Raw genomic sequence first — 20,808 nt, 5'->3', positions numbered from 1 at the left:
CGGCGATGCCAACACCAACATGGTTAACGGCGCGTTAGGGGGCGGTGTCGTTTCCGGAGCTCGGGGGCGGGCGCGGGCCGGCGAGGTCGGCCAATCCGTACGGAGGGGGTGACCGGTTTCCGGCTAGGAAGACTGCGTAACATCCTGAATTGACGGGAATATCGCCCGGAGACCATCGTCGCCGGGGCGTTCACCCGTCCCGCATCGTCCGTCCGAATGGGACAAATGGCCGCGATGACGGTCGCGCCGCACTCCCGTTGGCGCAGGTCGAAGGTTCAGCGGGGATAGCTGCGCTCGGCGAGCGGTCGAACCTGGTAGTCGATGCGGAAGTGGCAGGCCTCACCGTAGATCGCCACGGCCTGCTGACAGCTTGCCGCCAGCGAAGCCGGCGAAGGTTTTTCGCCCTGCTCGATCCAGGCGCTCATCGCCCTCAGCAGCGCGGCGTATTCGGGCGTGGCCAGCTTGCTGTGCTCGTGCTCGTCGGTGAACGACTGGACCAGCAGGTCGCCGGCGCCGGCCTTGGCGACGGTGTCGTGGAACACCTGCTCCAGCTCGACGAAGGCGGTGGGGTCGTCGATGGCGTGCATCGTCAGGGTCGGGACCGTCAGCTTGCCGCTGAGATCGGCGTCGAAGGCCAGGCGGCGCACGCCTTCCGGATCGGCCGCGAACCGCGCCACGCCCTTGTTGAGCGCGGCGTCGTCGTCGGAGCCCGCATAGACGACGCCGACATTGCCGAACGGGTTGTGGCCGTCCAGGCGCTTGTTGACCATGTCGGCGAAGGTGAAGGTCGCCCAACCCAGGTGGCTGTCCAGCGTCCGTTCCGGAATGCGGACCACCGCCAGGATGTTGTCGAGATTGCGCTGCTGGACCGCCGTGCGCTGGGCCTTGGGCAGGTTGACGCCGGTGCAGGCCTCGAGGCGTTCGTCCAGCTGCTTGTTGGTCAGGGTCGAGCCGACCGGCTGGCCCTGCCAGAGCGGATAGGCCGGCTCGTCGGGCCGGGGATGGTTCTGGCAATAGTACTGGTAGACGGCCCGCAGGTCGGCGCGGAAGTCGTATGATCGCGTGCCGCCGCCCAGCACGCCGCTGGTCAGGATGACGCCGTCATAGACCGGCTTGCCGTCGGCCCGCTGCCCGTACAGCTCGGCCGTCTTGGCCGCGACATTGCCGCCCCAGGACTGGCCGTGCAGGATCGTGCGCTTGGGACGCCCGAACTGGTCCCAGAAGATCTGGCGCAGGGTGTCGCTGTCCTCGGCCGCGCTGCGCACGCCGTAGCCCGCGCGGCGATAGTTCGACCCGGCCCAGGCGAAGCCCTCTTTCACGGTCACCGAGAACCGCTCCAGGTCCTCCAGGGCGTCGTCGGGCTTGGGCGCCTTCAGCCGCGGCCCGCCGTGGGTGTGCACCACCAGCGCGCCGTTCCAGGCCTTCGGGATGACGATCCAATAGTAGGCGCCGTTGGCGTCCTGGCCGGCGAAGCAGCGGGTCTGCGCCGGCAGGAAGTCGGGGCAATCCTTGGCCGCCTGGGTTCCCGCGGGGACCTTGGCGGCCGGGGCCTGGGCATGCGCGCAGCCTCCGGACGCCATCAGCCCCAGGGCCGCGAAACCCATCCAAACACGGCGAAGCGGCGAACCCATGGCGGTGTCTCTTTGAAGCGTATCGAACAAGGAAGCGGCCCCGGCGCCCAGGGGGGGAGGAAGCGCCGGGGCCCGGCCGACATCAGAACGACTTGCTGACGTTGACGTACCAGTAGCGGGCATAGGGGTTGTAGAGCGAGCCGATGTAGCCGCTCGACGACAGGGGCGGATCCTTGTCGAAGATGTTGCGGGCGCCGACGCGCAGGCGCGTATCGTCCAGCGGGCTCTTCTTGTCCTCGATCCGATACTGGACATAGAGGTTGGCCGTGGTCAGCGACTTGACGGTGTAGGGCGTGCCGTCGGCGGCCAGGAAGTCGGTGTCCAGCACCGAGCCGGTGTAGATCACCGAGGCGCCGATCTGGACGTTGTCCTTGCGCCAGGTCAGCGTGCCCGTGCCCTTCCATTCCGGCTTGCCGTTCTTGCGCAGCAGGTCGCCGGGATCGGTCAGCGGCGTGGCCGGGTTGATCGTGCCGGCCGCGCGGGCGTCGAACAACTCCTGGATGGGCGGGGCGAGGTCCTGCGAGAACTTGTCCATGTAGGTCGCGTCGATATTGACCGTGAAGCGACCGTAGTCCTCGGTGCGCAGCGCCCAGTTCACGCCGATGTCGACGCCGCTGACCGTCTGCGGCTGCAGGTTCTTGAACTGGTCGCGGATCTCGGTGATCTGGCCCACCGGCGCCAGGCCGGTGCCGGCGAAGAACGCCACGTCGTCGGCGTTGGGCGCGGCGCGGATCACGTTCGGATTGCTCGAGCCGGTCATGCGCTCCAGGTAGTCCTGGACGGCGATGTTGGTCGAACCCAGCGTGCCGACGATGCCGTCCTGCTCGATCTGCCAGCGGTCGACGGTGATCGTGAAGTCGCCGAACTGCTCGGGGATGAACCGGGGCTGCAGGACCAGGCCGACCGAATAGCTTTCGCTCTCCTCGGCCTTCAGGTCCGGATTGCCCGCGGTCGTGAAGCGGATCCCGACGCCGCGGCTGCAAGCCCCGAAGGTGGCGATGCGGCCGGCGCGAAGGTCGGCTTCGCAGCGGTAGTAGTCGGTGACGCTGTTGGTCCGCGAATAGCTGAACGGGTTGGTGGTCTCCAGGTTCGGAGCCCGGAAGCCCTGCTGCCACGAACCCCGCACCCGCACGCCGTCGACCAGGTCCCAGGCGAAGGCGATCTTGGGTTTCGCCACCGATCCGAAGTCGCTGTAGTTCTCGAAACGGCCGGCCAGCTGGACGTCGATGGCGCGCACCAGGGGCACGTTCATCTCCGGCGAGACCAGCGGCAGGGCGAACTCGATGAAGGCCGAGCCGACGTCGCGCGAGCCCTTGGTGCTGGGCGTGTCGTTGACACCCGTGACGTTGCTGTTGCTGGTCGCGCCGGTCACCGGGTCGGTGAAGGGCGTGCGGCCGTCAAGCTGCGGGTCGCGGCGGTCCTGCTGAGTCTCGTGCCGGAACTCGACGCCGGCGGCGACGCCCACCGGGCCGGACCAGATGGTCAGCAGGTCGGGCTTAGAGACCTTGAAGTCGGCCAGGGTCAGGGTGGTGGTCGAGTGGCGCTTCAGGCGGAAGCGGATGGCGTCGGTCGCCGCCTTGGAGCTGGGCGTGCAGTCGCGGCCGCCCTCCCCGTCCAGGCACCCGCCGTTGAAGGGGTTGTAGGCGTCGGGGGTCGAAAGGGCCAGTTGGGCGGCCAGCTTGGCGCTGTCGATGCCGTCGGATTCGTCCTTGGCGTCGGCCTTGGAATACAGCAGCGCCGAGTCCCAATTCCAGCCGAACGCCTCGCCCTTCAACCCGCCCAGGAAGCGGGTCTGGTAGTTCTCGACCTCGACCTTGTTCGGGCCCAGGTCGTTGAAGCGGTAGTTGGTGAAGGTCACCGCGCGGCCGGCGGCCGGCACGTTGGTCAGGTTGGGCAGGCGGTTGGGATTGACCGTGCCGTTGGCGAACACGGCCATGCCGAAGGGGTTGTAGTAGTTGCTGGCCGGCACCCCGATCGCCACCAGGCTGGTGCCCTGGGTGGTCAGGCCCTCGGACTCGGCGTGATAGAGGCCCACCTCGCCATAGGCGGTCAGGGTGTCGGTGATGTCGTAGTGGCCGTTGAGGAAGACGTTCTGGCGGCTGATCTTCGGCGCGATCGTCGTGGCGTCGTTCTGGGGCGCGTTGTAGCGCAGGAAGTTGGCCGTGCTGCCGGTGGCCAGGTTGCCCGTGCCCAGGCACAGCCCGTTGCCCAGCTGGGCGGCGCAGCCGGCGATGGTGTTGGGCTGGACGTGGGTGGCCCCCGCCGCCGTGGTCAGGGCCGTCGTGCCCTGGCGGACGACGCCGCCGGCGTTCAGCACGGTGATGTTGGAGAACGAGTTCTGGTTGCCGCGGTTGTCGGGCGTGGCGCTGTCGGTGTAGCGCGGATCGTTGTCGAACAGCGGCCGCAGGTCCTGGGTCGCGGTGTAGGGTCGGTCGCTGGGCCGCTGGGCCGTACGCTCGGTGAAGTTGGCGTTGATCGAGACGTTGCCGCGTCCGTCCGCGAAGTTGCGGCCGGCGAAAATGTTGCTGGTGTATTCCTTGCGGTGCGTGCCTTCGGCCCAGCCGTACTGGGCGTCCATGGTCAGGCCGTCGAAGTCGGTCTGCAGCACGGTGTTGACCACGCCGGCCACGGCGTCGGCGCCGTAGATCGCGGCCGCGCCGTCGCGCAGCACTTCCAGCCGCTCCAGGTTCGAGGTCGGGATGGCGTTGGCGTTGTAGCCCAGCAGCGGCACGGTGCCCGACGACTGGCTGGTCGGGTGGTTGACCAGACGGCGGCCGTTCAACAGCACCAGGGTGTTGCCCACGCCCAGGCTGCGCAGGTTGATCGAGTTGACGTCGCCGCGCGTGGAGTTGCTGGTTTGCGGGCTGTTGCTGGGATTGATGAAGACGTCGCCCATCTGCGGGATCGAGCGGAACAGGTCGTCGCCCGAAACCGCGCCGGTGGCGGCGATCTGGTTGTTGTCCATCACCGTGACCGGCAGGGCCGCCGTGGTCTTGGCGCCCTTGATCTGGCTGCCGACCACGACGACTTCCTCGACCTTGGTGACGTCGTCGGCGGGCGCCTGCTGGGCGTGGGCGGTGCCGGCCAGCAGCAGGCCGGCGAAGGCGGTCCCGCAGATGAGCCTTTGGCGGATGTTGGCGGTGGTCATGAGAGCTCCCCGATTTTCTTGTTTTGATGGTTCTGGTTGAAAGTCGGCCTAGGGCCGGGCCTCGCTGGCCGCCAGGATTTCCGGGGCGGCCGGGTCGGGATTGAGGGCCGCCTCCAGTTGGGCGGCGTCGAGCCCCTTCTCCCAGCGTGAGACGACGATGGTGGCGACGGCGTTGCCGGTGAAGTTGGTCAGGGCCCGGCATTCGGACATGAAGCGGTCCACGCCCAGGATCAGGGCCATGCCGGCGACCGGCACCGAGGGCACCACAGACAGGGTGGCGGCCAGGGTGATGAAGCCCGCGCCGGTCACGCCCGCCGCGCCCTTGGAGCTCAGCATGGCCACGCCCAGCAGCAGCGCCTGGTCGCCCAGCGACAGGTGCACGCCGGTGGCCTGGGCGATGAACAGCGCCGCCAGGGTCATGTAGATGTTGGTGCCGTCCAGATTGAACGAATAGCCCAGTGGCACGACCAACCCGACGACGGACTTCGGGCAACCGGCCTTCTCCAGCTTCTCGATCAGGCTGGGCAGCGCCGCCTCGGACGAGCTGGTGCCCAGCACCAGCAGCAGCTCGGCCTTCAGATAGCGGATCAGCTTGAAGATCGAGAAGCCGTTGACCTTGGCCACGAGGCCCAGGATCACAACCACGAAGAACAGCGAGGTCAGGTAGAAGGTCGCGACCAGCGCGGCCAGGTTGGCGATCGAGCCGATGCCGTACTTGCCGATCGTGAAGGCGAAGGCTCCGAACGCCCCGATCGGCGCGGCCTTCATCAGCACGTGGACCAGGCGGAAGAAGGCGTCGGCGGTGGATTCCAGGACGGTCAGCACCGGCTGGCCGCGATCACCGACCATGGCCAGGGACAGGCCGAACAGAATCGAGAAGAACAGCACCTGCAGGATCTCGCCCTCGGCGAAGGCGCTGACCACGGTGTCCGGGATGATGTGCAGCAGGAAGCCGACGATCGTCTGGTCGTGGGCCTTGGCCTCGTAGGTCGCGATCTTGGACGTGTTGAGCGTGGCCGGATCGATGTTCATGCCCGCGCCCGGATGGACGACGTTGGCGACGACCATGCCGACGATCAGGGCCAGGGTCGAGAACACCAGGAAATAGATGAAGGCCTTCAGGGCCACGCGGCCGACCTTGTCCAGGTCGCGCATGCCCGCGATGCCGGTCACCACGGTCAGGAAGATCACCGGCGCGATGATCATCTTCACCAGCTTGATGAAGCCGTCGCCCAGCGGCTTGAGGCTTTCGCCCAACCCAGGCCAGAAATGGCCGATGGTCGCGCCCGCCACGATCGCCACCAGCACCTGGAAGTACAGGTGCCGGTAAAACGGCTTGGGCCGCGCGGGGGCGGTCGGGGTGATCGTCTTCACTGGCGCCTCTTGGCCGGCCGTGCGGCCGTGTTTCCATCCCGCGTCCCTTTGCGAAGACGCTTGGTTAGACGATCCTTGTTGCGGAGAAGCGGCGCAAGCACGCCAAGCTGAAGCTTCTATCGGTTGTTTTTATTGATGTTTCCTGGAAGCACCCTGGTCGCGGCGGCCCCTCGGGCGGCGAATTTTCGCTCAGGATTTGGCGATTTGTGCGAAAATCCGCACATTCTGCCGAAACGCCGCCGATGAACAGACCCGCCATGCCGAATCCGGCCGACCCGATCGTCCGTCGCTGGGCCGTTTTCTTCGGTGTCTGCGCCGTCGTGCTCGGCGCGGCCCTGTGGATCGCCGGCGAGGTCGCCGAGCGTCGCGCGACCGCCGAGCTGGCCCGCCAGGCCCAGGCCTCGGCCGCCCTGCACGCGGCGGTGCTGCGCAGCGAGCTGGCCAAGCACCGGTCCCTGCCCTTCGTCCTGGCCCAGGACCCGGACGTCGCCCAAGTCCTGCGGGCGGCGGATGCGCGAGGGATCGACGCCCTGAACCGCAAACTGGAAACCCTCAGCGGCGGCACCCGCGCCGCCGTGATCTATGTCCTGAACGCCAAGGGCATGACCATCGCCGCCAGCAACTGGCGCGAACCCACCAGCTTCGTCGGCTCAGACTACAGCTTCCGGCCCTATTTCCGCGACGCGCGGTCGGCCGGCGTCGCCGAGCTGTTCGCCCTGGGCACGGTCAGCCGTCGGCCGGGCCTGTTCATGTCGCGGCGGATCGACGGCCCGGACGGCATGCTCGGCGTGGTCGTGGTCAAGGTCGAGTTCGAGGCGCTGGAGGCCGACTGGTCCTCGGCGGAGCCGGCCTTCGCCGCCGACCCGCGGGGCGTGATCCTGGTCACCTCGATCCCCGCCTGGCGCTTCTCGACCCTGACGCCCCTGCCCCGCTCCGAACAGCAGCGCCTGCGGGCCGAGCACCGGTTCGGCGAAGCGCCCTTCACCCTGCTGGACGTGCGCCCCGCCGTGGTCGCCGCGCGGCCGCCGCGCCTGACGACGACCGCCCTGCCGGGCCAGCCCGCCGCCCACTACATGGCGGCCAGCGCCGACCTGGGCGCGTCGGGCTGGACGGTCTTCACCCTTACGCCGACCGGTTCGATCCTCAGCGGCGCGGTGGCCGGCGCGCGCGCCGTGGCCCTGCTGGTCGGCCTGGCGATCTGCGGCGTGGCCGGCGCCGTGCTGCGGTGGCGTGGCCAGGCCAGCCTGCGCGCCGCGCGCCAGGAGGCCGCCCGCGCCGAGCTGGAGGCCCGGGTCGAGGAGCGCACCGCCGAGCTGCGGCGGTCCAACCGTCGCCTGACCGTCGAGATGGAAGAGCGGCGGCGGGCCGAGGCCCACGTCCACCTGATGCGTGACGAACTGGTGCAGTCCAACAAGCTGGCGACGCTGGGCCAGATCGCCGCCGGGGTGGCGCACGAGATCAACCAGCCCGTCGCCGCGATCCGCGCCTATGCCGACAACGCGTCGATCTTCCTGGACCGCGCCGACTCCGACACCGCCAAGAACAATCTGGGCCTGATCGCGGGCCTGACCGATCGCATCGGCCTGATCACCGACGAACTGCGCGCCTTCGCCCGCAAGACCAGCGCCCCGGCCGCGCCCGTCGCCGTGCGCGAGGCGGTCGACGGCGCCCTGCTGCTGGTCGGCCCCCGGCTGCGCCAGACCGGCGTCCGCGTCGTCCGCCGCGAGGCCGACGAGGAGGCCCTGGTCATGGCCGAGCGGTTCCGGCTGGAGCAGGTGCTGGTCAACCTGCTGCAGAACGCCCTGGAGGCCTTGGAAGGGACCGCCGATCCGGAGATCGCCGTCCAGGTGACGTCGCGCCGCTCGCAGATCCGGATCGCCATCGCCGACAACGGTCCGGGCCTGGCGCCGCAAGCCGCCAAGACCCTGTTCACACCCTTCGCCACCACCAAGCCGCGAGGCCTGGGCCTGGGCCTGGTCATCAGCCGCGACATCGTCGCCGAGTTCGGCGGCGAATTGGCCCTGGAGCCGGCCCCGACCGGAGCGCGGTTCGTCATCTCCTTGTCCAAGGCGCGTTAGATGCAGATTTCCGTCAACCAGGTCGCCTTCATCGACGACGACGACGCCCTGCGCGGCGCCAATGTCCAGACCTTGCAGTTGGCGGGGCTGGACGTGCTGGCCTTCGGCTCGGCCGAAGACGCCCTGGCCGCCCTGCCCGACGGCTTCCCCGGCGTGGTGATCAGCGACATCCGCATGCCCAACATGGACGGCCGCCAACTGTTCCGGCGGCTGAAGGACCAGGACGCCGACCTGCCGGTGATCCTGATCACCGGCCACGCCGACGTCGCCGAGGCGGTGGAGGCCATGCACGACGGCGTCTACGACTTCCTGCCCAAGCCCTACGCCCCTGAACGCCTGGTCAGCAGCGTGCGCCGCGCGCTCGAGAAACGCCGCCTGGTGCTGGAGAACCGCCATCTGCGGACCCAGGCCGAGGCGGCGCAATCGGACTGGCCGCTGATCGGCCAGACCCAGGTGATGGAGCGGCTGCGGTCGACCTTGCGCCAACTGGCCAGCGCCGATGTCGACGTCCTGCTGGAGGGCGAGACCGGGGTCGGCAAGGAACTGGCGGCCCGCGCCCTGCACAACTGGGGCCGGCGGCGCGACCGCGAATTCGTCGCCGTCGACTGCGCGGCCCTGCCGGCCTCGACCCTGGAAAGCGAGCTGTTCGGCCACGAGCTAGGCGCCTTCAACGGCGCGATGCGCCAGAGGGTCGGCCGCATCCAGCAGGCCGATCGCGGCACCCTGTTCCTCGACGAGATCGAAACCCTGACGCCCGACGCCCAGGGCAAGTTCCTGCGCGTGCTGGAGGAGCGCGAGATCGTGCCGCTGGGCTCCAACCGCGTCCACACCCTGGACATCCGGGTGGTGGCCGCCGCCAAGCCGGCCTTGATCGAGGCGGCGGCCAGCGGCGCGTTCCGGCAGGACCTGTTCCATCGCCTGGACGTCGTGCGGATACGCATCCCGCCGCTTCGAGAGCGCCGCGAGGATGCCCCGCTGTTGTTCGCCCATTTCCTGGCCCGCGCCTGCGAGCGGCTGGGCCGCCCGCCGCCCGCCATGAACGACGTCGTCCGCTGGCGGCTGCTGAACCACGACTGGCCGGGCAACGTGCGTGAGCTGAGCCACTACGCCCAGCGGGTCGCCCTCGGCATGGCCGACGCCGGCGACGCCATTCCGCGGGCCTTGCAGCCCCTACCCGAGCGCATCGCGGCCTACGAGGCGCATCTGATCGAGGAAACGCTCGCCGCCTGCGGAGGCGACGTCCGCACGGCCCTCGAGCTCCTCAAGGTTCCGCGCAAGACCTTCTACGACAAGGTCGAGCGGCACGGCGTGAACCTGGCCCGGTTCCGAAAGAAGGGCGTGGCCCAGTGATCGATTTGTAGGGATGGCGGAGACGGAGGGATTCGAACCCTCGATACCCTTTTGAGGTATGCCGCTTTAGCAAAGCGGTGCCTTCAGCCTCTCGGCCACGTCTCCTCCTGAGAGGGAGCGGTTCGATAGCCTGTTCGCGGCGGCATGACAACGCGCCGTCGCGAAAAATCCGCGTTAACGTGAAGCTCAGACCGCGCGGCTAGTGTGAACCCTGTTCTACAAAGGGCTCGGGGCTTCATGTCGACCGCTATCGCTCATCCGCCGGAAGGTGAAGACGTCGTCCTGCGCGACGTTCAGCCCGACACGTCGCGACTCGTCATAGAGGACGAAGCGGCCGAAGGCGTCGGTCGCCGGGGTCCCTTCCGGCCCGGACGCCTGGTCCCGGCCCGGGCCCGGATGCAGGTGCGCGGCCTGTCGCGGATGTTCCGTGTGGTCGACGGCCTGGTCTTCGCGGGCGTCACCGCCGCCGCCGTCTCGATCGCGCGCCCCTCGCCCGATGTCTTCGCCCCGCTGGTGCTGGGCGCCCTGGCCCTGCTGCCCGCCCTCTACCTGCTGGAGGCCTACACCTTCCATCGCCGCGAGACCCTGGGCCGCCAGGCCCTGCGGGTGTCGGCCGCGTTCGGCGTGGTCGGCCTGGTGGTGCTGCTGGGCGTCCTGATCTTCGGACACGGCCGGATCGACGCCGCCCTGCTGGCCGGCTGGGGCGGCGCCCTGGCCCTGGCCACCGCCGTCCTGCACGTCGCCTGGTGGCGCGCGGTCGACCACGGCCGCCGCGACGGCCGCCTGACCCCGAACGTCGTGGTGGTGGGCGCGACGGTCAACGCCGAACGCTTCATCCGCGGCGCCCTGGCGACCGGCGACGTCAACGTGCTGGGCGTCTTCGACGACCGCGCCGACCGTGCCCCGCCCCAGGTGCTGGGCGTGCCGGTGCTGGGCGACACCAACGCCCTGATCGGCCACCGCATCATGCCCTATGTCGATCGGGTGATCATCGCGGTGACCTCCACCGCCCAGGCCCGCGTCGGCCAGCTGGTCGAGCGGCTGGAAGTCCTGCCCAATCCGGTCAGCCTGTTCGTCGACCTCAACCGCGAGGAGCGGCGCAACGCCTCCCTGGCCCACTTCGTCGACCTGTCGGGCGCCACCACCGACGCGCGCCGCGCCCTGGTCAAGCGCATGCAGGACCTGGTGATCGGATCGCTGGGCCTGCTGGCCGCCGCGCCGGTCATGCTGCTGGTCGCCCTGGCCATCAAGCTGGACAGCCCCGGCCCCGTCTTCTTCCGCCAGCGCCGCCACGGCTTCAACAACGAGGCGATCCTGGTCTGGAAGTTCCGCTCGATGCGCCACGAGGCCGCCGACGCCAAGGCCGCCCGCCAGGTCACCGTCGACGACGACCGCGTCACCAAGGTCGGCAAGTTCATCCGCAAGACCAGCCTCGACGAGCTGCCCCAGCTGTTCAACGTGCTGCGCGGCGAGATGTCGATGGTCGGCCCCCGCCCCCACGCCATCGGCATGAAGAGCGGCGACGTGGAGTCCGAGAAGCTGGTCGCCCGCTACGCCCACCGCCACCGCATGAAGCCCGGCGTCACCGGCTGGGCGGCCATCAACGGCTCGCGCGGCCCGGTCGATACGGCCGAGCTGGTGCAGGAGCGCGTCGCCCTGGACGTCGAATACATCGAGCGCCAGTCGTTCTGGCTGGACCTCTACATCATCGCCATGACCATCCCCTGCCTGCTGGGGGACCGGTCGGCGGTGCGCTGAGGACGAAACATGTTCTGGCGTGGCGTACTCGGATATCTGCCGGTCAACATCGCCCAGGGCGTGGTGGGTCTGCTCACCATCGTCCTGTTCACGCGCGTCCTGACCCCCGAGCAGTACGGCGTCTACGCCCTGGCCTTCTCGGCGCTGAGCCTGACCCAGACGATCCTGCTCACTTGGACCGAGGCCGCCATGGCCCGCTTCCACGCCCGCCAGGACGCCGACGGCCGGCTGCCCGACCACTTCGCGACGCTCTACCGCCTGTGGTTCGGCTTGGCCCTGGTCGTGCCGATCGCCGCCGTGGCGGTCCTCAAGTTCGCCCCCCTGGCCGCGCCGCTGAAGGTCGCGGTCGCCGCGTCCATGGCCGCCGTGGTGGTCAAGAGCCTGACCAAGCTGTCGCAGGAGCGCCGCCGCGCGGCCGGCGAGGTGTCCGGCGCGGCCCTTCTCGACATCGTCCAGACCGTCGGCGGCTTCGCCCTGGGCCTGGTGCTGGCCCTGGTCGGCCTGGGCGGCGCCGCGCCGATCCTGGGCATGGGCGCGATCTCGCTGCTGTGCCTGGTGTTCGTGCTGCCCGCCGACCTGAACCGCGCCAGAGGCGGGCGCTATGACCCGGCCATGGCCAGGGCCTACGCCGCCTACGGCCTGCCGGTGGCCCTGTCGCTGATCCTGGCCCTGGTGCTGTCGACCACCGACCGCTTCCTGCTGGCCGCCTTCCTCAACGAACAGGCCGTGGGCGTCTACCACGCCGGCTATTCCCTGGGCTCGCGCACCCTGGACGTCGTCTTCATCTGGCTGGGCATGGCGGGCGGCCCCGCCCTGGTCGCGGCGCTGGAGCGCGGCGGCCACGCCTCGCTGAAGGACGCCGCCCACGAGCAGGCGGGCTTCATGGTGCTGCTGACCCTGCCCGCCGCCGTCGGCCTGGCCCTGGTCGGCCGGTCCCTGGCCCAGGTGATGGTCGGGCCCGAGCTGAGCGTCGGAGCCGGTCGGGTCGTGCCGTGGATCGCCGTGGCCGGCTGGCTGTCGGGCGTGACCACCTACTACCTGCTGCAGGCCTTCACCCTGGCCAAGCGCACGATGATGCTGATCGCCTGCATGGCCGTCCCGGCCGGCGCCAACGTGATCCTGAACCTGCTGCTGATCCCGCGCTTCGGCCTGGACGGGGCCCTGTGGTCGACCGCCGCCAGCTACGGCGTCGGGGCCGTGGCCGCCGCGATCCTGGGTCGCCGCGCCTGTCCCCTGCCCGTGCCGTGGACCACCCTGGCCAAGTCCGGCCTGGCCTGCGCCCTGATGGCGCTCGCCGTCCTGGCCGTGCCGGCCTTCGGCGGCGTGGTCGAACTGATCCTCAAGGCGTCCGTCGGCGCCGTCGTCTATGGCGTGGTCGTCCTGGCCCTCGACGCGGGCGGCCTGCGCGGCCGGATCGCGGACATCCTCCAGCGCCGTTTGAAGGCCGCATGACCCAGCCCGCCACCGAGACCCTGACCGACAACGCCGCCTGGGCATCTCGGGACCAGAAGGGGGCGGCCCCGCGCCTGTCGGTGCTGATCCCCACCTATCGCGACGACCCCAGCGCCCTGCTGACGGCGCTGGACGAGCGTGGGGCCGACGCCGAGATCGTGCTGCTGGACGACGGCGGCGGCGACGCGGCCCTGACCAAGCGCATGGCCGGCCGGATCGAGAAGCTGAAGCTGCCCGCCCGCCTGGTCGTGCTGTCGCGCAACGAGGGCCGCGCCAAGGGCCGCAACCGCCTGGCCGACCACGCCCGGGGCCGTCACCTGCTGTTCCTGGACAGCGACATGCTGCCCGACCCCAAGGACTTCCTGACCCGCTGGGCGGCCGTGGCGGCCGACGACGCGCCCGTGGCGTTCGGCGGCTTCACCCTGGACCAGACCCCGCGCCGTCCCGAGCACGAGCTGCACCGGGCCATGGCGCTGAAGAGCGACTGCACGCCGGCGCCGGAACGGGCCCGCGAGCCGGCCAAGCACGTCTTCACGTCCAACCTGCTGGTCCGCCGCGACGTGTTCGAGATCGTGGCCTTCGACGAGCGCTTCGCCGGCTGGGGCTGGGAGGACGTCGAATGGGCCCTGCGCGTGGCCCGCTTCTATCCGATCCTGCACATCGACAACTCCGCCACCCATCTGGGCCTCGACACCGCCGCGACGCTGGCGGCCAAGTACGAGCAGTCGGCCGCCAACTTCGCCCGGGTGGTCGCCGCCCATCGCGAGGCGGTCAGCGCCTATCCCAGCTACAAGGCGGCCAAGGCCCTGAAGGCCGCGCCGCTGCGCCGGGCCTGGCGGCCGCTGATCAAGGCCGTCGCCCTCAACGAGGCGGCCCCCGTCCCGCTCCGCGCCTTCGCCCTGCGGCTCTATCGCGCCGCCCTTTATTCGGACGCCGTCTGATGCAGACTTCTTTTGAAAAGGTCGACGCCTACGAGCCGGACCGCAGCCTGAAGGGCAAGGTCCGCCGCCGGCTGATCCGCCTGGCCCATCGCCGCCCGGCCCGGGTGAAGCTGGAGCGGCCGATGGTGTCGTTCAGCTTCGACGACGCGCCGGCCACCGCCTGCGAGGCCGGAGCCCGGATCCTGGAGGCGCGCGGCCTGCGCGGCACCTACTATTTCGCCGCCGGCCTGACCGGGCGCGAGGGGCCGATGGGCCGTTTCGCGACGGGCGAAGACGCCGCCCGCCTGCACGCCGCCGGCCACGAGATCGCCTGCCACACCTTCTCGCACCTGGACTGCGGCCAGGCCTCGCAAGCCGAGACCCTGGCCGATGTCGACCTCAACGCCCGGCATCTGGCCGAATGGGGTGCGGGCGAGCCCAGCAACTTCGCCTATCCCTACGGCGACGTGGCCGCCCCGGCCAAGACGGCCCTGGCCGGCCGGTTCAGGACCTTGCGGGCCCTGCACCACGGCCTGATCGCGACTGGCGCAGACCTCAACCAGGCCCCGGCCGTCGGCATCGAAGGCGCGGACGGCGAACAGGTCGCCCTCGACTGGCTGGACAAGGCCCATCGCCGCAAGGCCTGGCTGATCCTCTACACCCACGACGTCTCGCCCGAGCCCTCGCAGTGGGGCTGCACGACGGCGGCCCTGGAGCGGCTGGTCGACGGGGCGCTGACGGCGGGGTTCGACGTGGTGACGGTGGCCGAGGGCGCGCGGCGGATCGGCGCTTGAGGTCCTTTCTTCCGGCCTGATGCGGCGAACACTTGCCCCCTACGGACCGCTTCGCGGTCGTCTTCCCCCGGAGGGGGAAGAGCTCGGCGCGCAAGGCTCCGCCCCCTACGGGGGCGGACAGACCGCGTAGCGGTCAGGTGGGGGCAAGGGGGTGTAATCTCACGCCAAATGGCAGTGAGCGGGTGGGAAGGGTGCGAAGCGCCCGGGCCTCGCCCGGATGATTTGCAGTTTTGAATACCGTTTCGACGAAGTCCGAGCGCTTCGCGTGGAGCCGTTATCCGGAAGCCTTCGGGTCGCGGATTTTTAACCGGCTCCGATGGAGGCCCCCGACGGGCGGGGTGCTGGCCGCACCCCGGACCGCCTGGGCGATTTCAGCCCGGGCCTGTTGCGTCCGCCGATCCCCCGCCGCCTGGGCTTCGTCTTCACAGAAGAACCTGCCCAGGACCGCCGCGAAGGCGTCACTCAAGACCACCGGCGAGCGCTTCCCGCTCGTCCACCCCTGAGAGCCGTTCGGTCGCCGGCCGGACGCCCTTCCCGTGCTTTCAGGTGGGATCAGGATACGGGCGCCTGGAAGGGTGAGGATAAGTTCGGTCGAAAAAGTTCAGGGCGTTGAAAACGCTGAAGTCTGTTCGCTATCCGCCGAGGATAGACGGCCCTTCCCTCCCCCTTGTGGGGAGGGTGGCCCTGGCGGAGCCAGGGTCGGGTGGGGTTTGCTGACCCTGCAAACAAGCCCCGGCCGACACCCTGCACCGATCCCCCACCCGACCCGCTACGCGGGCCACCCTCCCCGCAAGGGGGAGGGAAAGGCCGAAACAGGGACACGCCCAAGGGCAGTCCCCACCTAACGCGACGAGGTGCCTGTCGACAGCGCCGCCAGGTCGGCCTGGACCTTGGCCAGGTCCTTGTCCGAGATCGCCCCGCCGAACTTCGGCGCCAAGGCCCGCAGGCTGTCGCTCTTGAACTTGTCGTACAGCGGATGGTCGGTCAGGCCGGGGATGTCGGCGTCCAGCACCGCCTTGCCCTTGGGGGTGGCCGTGACCACCTCGAGCGGCGTGTCGATGGTCAGGGCCGGGCCGGCGGCGGACGCCTCGGCGGGCGGCGGCGCCGGCGGCGCCGACTGGGCCAGGGTCGCGCCCGCGCCGCCGACCACGAAGGTCACGGTCGCGACGGCGGCGAGATGACGAATGGAACGCATGACTACCTCTTCCAAGATCGGGGCGGCGGCGTCCGATGCCCGTACGAGGCATGCGACGCGCACGATCGTTCGATGAATCCCCCGCCTTTGGGGTTCGCCAAGCCTTGGGCGCCGTACGGCGAGCGACCGTCGCCCAACCTGTTCGATTTCCAGGCGCCGCGTGATGAGCTCGTCGACATCGTAGGCGACCCGCTCATGCGCGGTTCATCTGGCGTCGCCTTAAACAAGCGGGACCGTTGAAAGCCCTCCGGAAGTTCGCCCCATGACCCGCCTGCCGCTCGCCCTCGCCGCCGTCCTGCTGTTCGACGCCGGCGGCGCCCAGGCCGCGCCCGGCGCGTGGGTGCGCGACGTGAGCCTCAACACCGGCTGGCGCTGGGGCAAGCCGCCGACCGAGGACTTCGTGGCGACGCTGCGCGGGTCGGTGGACGAACGCCTCGCCGCCTGCGCGGCGGGCAAGGACCTGCGGCTCGACATCAGGATCGAGCGCCTCAACATCCGCCAGCCGGGCGATCTGCGCGCCAACACGACCAACTTCCTCGACGCCCAGGTCAAGGTCCGGCTCGGACGCGACAAGAGCGTCGTCGATCTGACGCGCCTGCACGTGGAGGCCGCCGACGACGGCGTGCTGGCCGCGGTGCGCGATCCGGAAATGGTGTTGTCGGACGCCCTGGGCGACGCGATCTGCCGCGAACTGTTTCCGGCGGGCGCCTAGGCCCTGATCTCGCGGTCCGGGAAGGCCAGCTTGGCCGCGAAGGCGACGAACAGCACCCAGCGGAAGTCGTTGTAGATCAGGGCGATGCTCTCGGTCAGGGCCACCAGGCTGTAGACGACCAGGAACGGGAAGGCGAGCAGCGCGCCCCGGTCGCGGAAGACGGCGATCACCGCCAGGGTCATGGCCTGCAGGTAGAACAGACCCCAGGCGACCAGGCCCAGCAGGCCCAGGCCCAGCCATTGCTCCAGCCAGCTGTTGTGGGCGTGCTGGGCCTGGAAGCCGGCGTTCTTGCTGATCCAGGCGAACGGCCCCCAGCCGGACTTGTCGCCCCACACCGCCTGGTAGCCGTAGCCCAGCCACGGCCGGTCCTCGATCTCGCGCATCACCGCCGCCCAGATCTTGGTGCGGCCGGTCAGGGTGGCGTCCTTGCCCAGGATGGCGAAGAAGACGTCCGAGGCGAACAGGATGAAGGCCCCCAGCAGCACCACGCCCGTGACGCTCGTCCAGGTGGCCGCCGCGCCCAGGGCCGGTCCCCGCTGGGCGATCCAGACGAAGCCGATCGCCGCCACGCCCAGCATCAGCGACACCAGCGAGGTCTTGGAGGTGGACATCAGCACCAGCACCAGGGCCAGCCCGGCGAAGGTCCACCACAGGCGAGCGCGCTGCGGGTTCAGCAGGGCCGCGGCCGACAGGATGCAGAAGCCGAAGGCCATGTTGCCGCCCAGGCCGTTCTTCTCGCGCCACAGGCCGCGCCAGGCGCCGGGGAAGAGCTCGGTCATGATCCCGATGCGCGGGACCGCCAGGCAGACCACGAAACAGGCGACGATCAGCACCGCGAAGGCCGCCCCCACCACCTCGGCCAGTTGCGGCCAGCGGAACCGGGCCGCCAGGGCGATCCCGCCCAGGGTGGTGCAGACCAGGGCGAAGCCGCGGCGGGCCGTCTGGTCCGGGTTCACCGACCAGAACACCGAGGCGGCCACCACCAGCAGCAGGACGATCAGGAACGGCTGGCGGATCAGGGTCCGGAAGGTCGAGCCGGGCCGCAGGGCGATCAGGGCGAAGCCGGCGGCATAGGCCGGCAGGTAGCCCACCCGCAGCAGGGCCGAACCGGCCGCGTCGGCGCTCTCGCCCACCAGGGGCAGCTCCCACCCGCCGCTGTAGATCAGCAGGGCCAGGACGGGCAGCGCCCACAGCGCCATCTGGACGAAGGTCAGCCGGGTCGGCGCGGCGCTGGCCGCTCCGTACGAGGTCAAGCCCCTCTCCCGGAGGGAGAAAACCTCAAGGCAGGATGGCCTTCAGGAACTTCGGCGGCTGGACCGAGGCCTGGTTGAAGAACACGCCGGCCGTGCGGCCGCCCGACGAGGCCAGGGCGTCGCGCAGCAGGCCCGGCGGCCGCACGTCGGGCTGCTGGGCGCTGACCACCAGCACCGTCTGGTCCATGTGCTGGGCCAGGGTCAGGGCGGCCTGGGAGCGGTCGGCCGACGGGCTGTCGACGACGATGATCTCGGCGTGGCGGCGCAGCGCGGCCCAGTACTCGACGCCGGGCAGGATGTGCACCTTCTGGCGGCCGCGCAGGGCCTCGCGGTTGAAGCGGGTCACCCAGAAGCGCGGCCCGCCGACGCTGTGGGCGGTCAGGTACTTGGCGTCGGGCCACACCCCGCCGCCCGGCTTGGGGGCCGGCGGCTGGACGGTGAAGAAGGCCGAGCCGTCGGGCGAGGCCGGCGCGCCCCCGCCCAGCTGGCCGTAGCGTTCGGGATCGGCGGCGATGGCCTGGTATTGCGGCGAGGTGACCAGGTCCAGGTCGATCAGCCAGGTCTTGCGGCCGGCCCGCTTGGCGGCGAAGCGGGCGAATTCGCGGGCGGCCGTGGAGGTCCCCTCCCCGCGTCGGGCGGCGACGAACTGGATGACGTGCGCGCGGCCGGGCGCGGGGGCGCCAAGGCTCCCCCACAGCTCCGCCATCTCGACGTTCAAATCCACCATTCGCCGAATCGCCGCGCGTTGAAGTCCGTTTACCTTAACGACCAAACGCGCTCGCGCGAAAGGCGACGAAAGCGCCCAGGCCTTTCGGGATCAGCGCTTGTAGTGGGCCGTCGCCAGGACCGGCAGACCCAGGGTGCGCGAGGCCGAGGCCGGGGTCTGCAGGCCGGGACGCAGCAGCATCCGCACCAGGCCCGCACAGGCGGCGGTGAAGGCCGCGAACAGGAAGGCCAGCACGATGATCGGCTTCTTCAGGCTCTTGCCCGTCGAGGGGGCCACGGCGCGCTGGACGATGCGGATGTTGTCGCTGCCCTGGGCCGACATCTGGCGCTGGGCCTGGTCCTGCTGTTCCTTGACCGTGAAGTCCTTGACGTTCGTCGACAGCACGTCGCGGTCGCGCGACAGCTGGTTGAAGGTCGGCTCCAGCTCTGCCAGGCGCAGCAGGCGCTGGTTCACGTCCTGGGTCTGCTGGGTGTAGGCGGCCAGCGACTGCTGCAGGGCGGCGACCTCGGCGGTGAGGTCGTTGCGGGTGGACTGCAGGGTCTGCCAGATCGGGTTGGGCCCGCTGCGGCGCGCGCCGTCGCCGCTGGTCCGGCCCGAGGCCACGCCCTGCTCCAACTGGGCGATCTGCGCCTCGATGTCGCGGACCGGCTGGGCGTCGGGGCGGTAGCGGGCCAGCAGGCCTTCGCGGTCCAGCTTCAGCTGGGCCAGCTTGGCCGGAGCCGACATGTCGCTGTCGCGATAGAGCACGGTGTCCTGCGGCGTCCGGGCCAGCTCGGCCTGGACGGCGGCCAGACGGCCCATGCGGTCCTGCAGCTGGGCCTCGGTGGCGTACTTCTGGGACTCGGCCTGGGCCTGCAGCTGGGTCAGGGCGGTCTTCTGGGCGGTGAAGTCGCCGATGTCGTTGCCCGACAGGAAGGCCTGATAGGCCGCGTCGGTCTGGGCCAGCTTCTGGGTGAACAGCTCGCGCTGGCGCTCCAGCCCGTTGTCGCCGCCGCCGATCAGCAGGCTGCGGCGGTAGATCAGATATTCCTCGAGCAGGGTGTTGAGCACCTTCTCGGCGATCTCGGGGTCCTCGTTGGAATAGGCCAGGCGGATGATCGAGTTGTCCGGGGCGGTCTCGATCTTCAGGTTGCGGGCCAGGCTGTCGCGGCCCTCGGCCATCAGCTTGCGCTTACCCTCCGGCGAGGCGACGGCGTACTTGGTCGCGCTGCCCGGGAACACCTTGCCGAAGCCGACCTTGCGGATCACCCGCTCGCGCAGCTCGCCGCTGCCCAGGATCTCGGATTCCGACTGGATGACCTGGTCGACGTCGGGCACCGCGCCGCGCGCGGCGTCCCCGGCCCGGGGCTCGTAGACATATTCCTGGCCCAGCCGGACGAACAGGCTGGACTGGGCGGTATAGGTCTTCTTCAAGGTGGTGGCGAAGGCCAGGCCCAGCAGGAAAATGGCCAGGAACACGCCCAGCATCAGCCAGCGCTCGCGCCACAGCAGGGTCACGAAATCCGTCGGCGCATAGCGCGCACGCGCCGTCCAGTCGCTACGCGACGGCGGGTCGTGCGGCACGCTGCTCCAGGCGCTCGTGGTTGACATAGGAATCCGACTGACTGTCCCCAGCCGCACCCTGGCCGCCCGCGCCTTAAGGCTTCGTTACCTATATCTGTTAAGACTTGCCGCATGCACAGGCGCACCATCCTTTCGGCGGCTTTCGCCCTGCCCTTCGCGGTTTCGGCCTGCGGTCACGTGGATCGCGAACCGATCACGCCCACGGCCCGTCCGACGGCCACTTTCTCCAATATCGGCTATGCCGACTGGTCGGATCAGGAGCCTGACTACCGGTTCTATCCGGGCGACGAGATCGAAATCACCGTGCCCTCGGCGACCGAATTGAACAAGTCCGTCGTGGTCCAACCGGACGGCCGCGTCGCTTTGCCGCTGATCCAGCCGGTGATGGCCGCCGACCGCACGATCGCGGAATTGCAGGCCTCGCTCACCCAGGCCTATTCGACCCAGCTGCTGCGTCCGCAGGTGCAGGTGTCGATCAAGTCGACGGCGCCGCTGAAGGTGTTCGTGGGCGGTGAAGTGGGAAATCCGGGCGTCTACGACATGGCCGGCGACGGCGACGCCCTGCGCGCCGTCATCCAGGCCGGCGGGTTCAAGACCTCGGCCAAGCGGACGTCTGTCGTAATCATTCGTCGCGGCCCCAACGGTCGGGCCATGCTGCGCACGGCGGACCTGCTGACGGGGATGACCAACGGGCGCGCGGACCTGGTGCCGCTTCGCCGGTTCGACGTGGTCTATGTGCCGCGCAGCGGGGTCTCCGAAGCGGGCCTGTTCATGCAGCAGTACTTCCGCGACCTGCTGCCGATCAGCTTCAGCTACGCGGTCAACGGCTTCAGCGGAAACTAGAAGCCTTTCA

The 20,808-nt window shown here is 69.9% G+C and carries 15 protein-coding genes and 1 tRNA gene; 8 read left to right on the top strand and 8 right to left on the bottom strand.

Annotation, left to right across the window (positions count from 1 at the left end; all coding sequences use genetic code 11):
• Positions 1-275 precede the first annotated feature (275 nt).
• The 3 genes from BR39_RS0122240 to BR39_RS0122230 form a co-directional block, all read right to left on the bottom strand.
• Positions 276-1,631, bottom strand: coding sequence for a hypothetical protein (locus tag BR39_RS0122240; protein ID WP_051696024.1), 1,356 nt, complete (start codon positions 1,629-1,631; stop codon positions 276-278).
• An 82-nt stretch (positions 1,632-1,713) separates the two neighbouring features.
• Positions 1,714-4,779, bottom strand: coding sequence for a TonB-dependent receptor domain-containing protein (locus BR39_RS0122235; protein WP_051696022.1), 3,066 nt, complete (start codon positions 4,777-4,779; stop codon positions 1,714-1,716).
• 48 nt (positions 4,780-4,827) lie between these two features.
• The gene (locus tag BR39_RS0122230; protein WP_029916295.1) at positions 4,828-6,153 is read right to left on the bottom strand and encodes a dicarboxylate/amino acid:cation symporter; all 1,326 of its coding nucleotides are present in this window, start codon (positions 6,151-6,153) and stop codon (positions 4,828-4,830) included.
• Positions 6,154-6,395: 242 nt separating this feature from the next.
• Here BR39_RS0122230 and BR39_RS0122225 point away from each other — a divergent pair, with 242 nt between their 5' ends.
• On the top strand, positions 6,396-8,231 hold the full coding sequence (locus tag BR39_RS0122225) for an ATP-binding protein (protein WP_029916293.1): 1,836 nt from the start codon (positions 6,396-6,398) through the stop codon (positions 8,229-8,231).
• Complete coding sequence (locus tag BR39_RS0122220) at positions 8,232-9,581, top strand: sigma-54 dependent transcriptional regulator (RefSeq protein WP_029916291.1); 1,350 nt, start codon at positions 8,232-8,234, stop codon at positions 9,579-9,581.
• 14 nt (positions 9,582-9,595) lie between these two features.
• Here the strand turns inward: BR39_RS0122220 and BR39_RS0122215 are convergent.
• Positions 9,596-9,686, bottom strand: a tRNA-Ser gene (locus BR39_RS0122215).
• A gap of 132 nt (positions 9,687-9,818) precedes the next feature.
• On the opposite strand from BR39_RS0122215, the gene BR39_RS0122210 reads away from it, so the two are divergent.
• Genes BR39_RS0122210 through BR39_RS0122195 form a run of 4 tightly spaced genes read left to right on the top strand, consistent with a single transcriptional unit; the run spans position 9,819 to position 14,505 of the window.
• On the top strand, positions 9,819-11,339 hold the full coding sequence (locus tag BR39_RS0122210; RefSeq protein ID WP_029916290.1) for an exopolysaccharide biosynthesis polyprenyl glycosylphosphotransferase: 1,521 nt from the start codon (positions 9,819-9,821) through the stop codon (positions 11,337-11,339).
• A 9-nt stretch (positions 11,340-11,348) separates the two neighbouring features.
• Positions 11,349-12,791, top strand: a complete 1,443-nt coding sequence (locus BR39_RS0122205) for a lipopolysaccharide biosynthesis protein (protein WP_029916288.1) — start codon at positions 11,349-11,351, stop codon at positions 12,789-12,791.
• Entirely contained in the window at positions 12,788-13,732 is a 945-nt protein-coding gene (locus tag BR39_RS0122200) for a glycosyltransferase (protein WP_029916287.1), read from the top strand. Before BR39_RS0122205 ends, BR39_RS0122200 begins: the two co-directional genes overlap by 4 nt.
• Complete coding sequence (locus BR39_RS0122195; RefSeq protein WP_029916284.1) at positions 13,732-14,505, top strand: polysaccharide deacetylase family protein; 774 nt, start codon at positions 13,732-13,734, stop codon at positions 14,503-14,505. The genes BR39_RS0122200 and BR39_RS0122195 overlap by 1 nt, the downstream gene beginning before the upstream one ends.
• Before the next feature lie 841 nt (positions 14,506-15,346).
• On the opposite strand, the gene BR39_RS0122185 is transcribed toward BR39_RS0122195, so the two are convergent.
• Complete coding sequence (locus BR39_RS0122185) at positions 15,347-15,700, bottom strand: hypothetical protein (RefSeq protein ID WP_029916280.1); 354 nt, start codon at positions 15,698-15,700, stop codon at positions 15,347-15,349.
• 262 nt (positions 15,701-15,962) lie between these two features.
• Here BR39_RS0122185 and BR39_RS25495 point away from each other — a divergent pair, with 262 nt between their 5' ends.
• Positions 15,963-16,412, top strand: coding sequence for a hypothetical protein (locus BR39_RS25495; RefSeq protein ID WP_035018864.1), 450 nt, complete (start codon positions 15,963-15,965; stop codon positions 16,410-16,412).
• Here the strand turns inward: BR39_RS25495 and BR39_RS0122175 are convergent.
• From BR39_RS0122175 to BR39_RS0122165, 3 genes are all read right to left on the bottom strand, one after another.
• A complete protein-coding gene (locus BR39_RS0122175; protein ID WP_029916278.1) occupies positions 16,409-17,665 on the bottom strand; it encodes an O-antigen ligase in 1,257 nt (418 codons plus the stop codon). The two genes, BR39_RS25495 and BR39_RS0122175, sit on opposite strands and share 4 nt — an antisense overlap.
• A gap of 25 nt (positions 17,666-17,690) precedes the next feature.
• Positions 17,691-18,392, bottom strand: coding sequence for a hypothetical protein (locus BR39_RS0122170; protein ID WP_029916276.1), 702 nt, complete (start codon positions 18,390-18,392; stop codon positions 17,691-17,693).
• 90 nt (positions 18,393-18,482) lie between these two features.
• Positions 18,483-19,982, bottom strand: coding sequence for a GumC family protein (locus BR39_RS0122165; protein WP_029916274.1), 1,500 nt, complete (start codon positions 19,980-19,982; stop codon positions 18,483-18,485).
• 84 nt (positions 19,983-20,066) lie between these two features.
• On the opposite strand from BR39_RS0122165, the gene BR39_RS0122160 reads away from it, so the two are divergent.
• Positions 20,067-20,798 carry a polysaccharide biosynthesis/export family protein gene (locus BR39_RS0122160; RefSeq protein ID WP_029916272.1) on the top strand — a complete coding sequence of 244 codons (732 nt, stop codon included), beginning with the start codon at positions 20,067-20,069 and terminating at the stop codon, positions 20,796-20,798.
• Positions 20,799-20,808: the final 10 nt, after the last annotated feature.

The sequence above is a fragment of the Caulobacter sp. UNC358MFTsu5.1 genome, assembly GCF_000712075.1.
GTDB lineage: Bacteria > Pseudomonadota > Alphaproteobacteria > Caulobacterales > Caulobacteraceae > Caulobacter.
The sequence above is the reverse complement of the archived record's forward strand: the minus strand, read 5'-3'. Positions and strand labels throughout refer to the sequence as shown.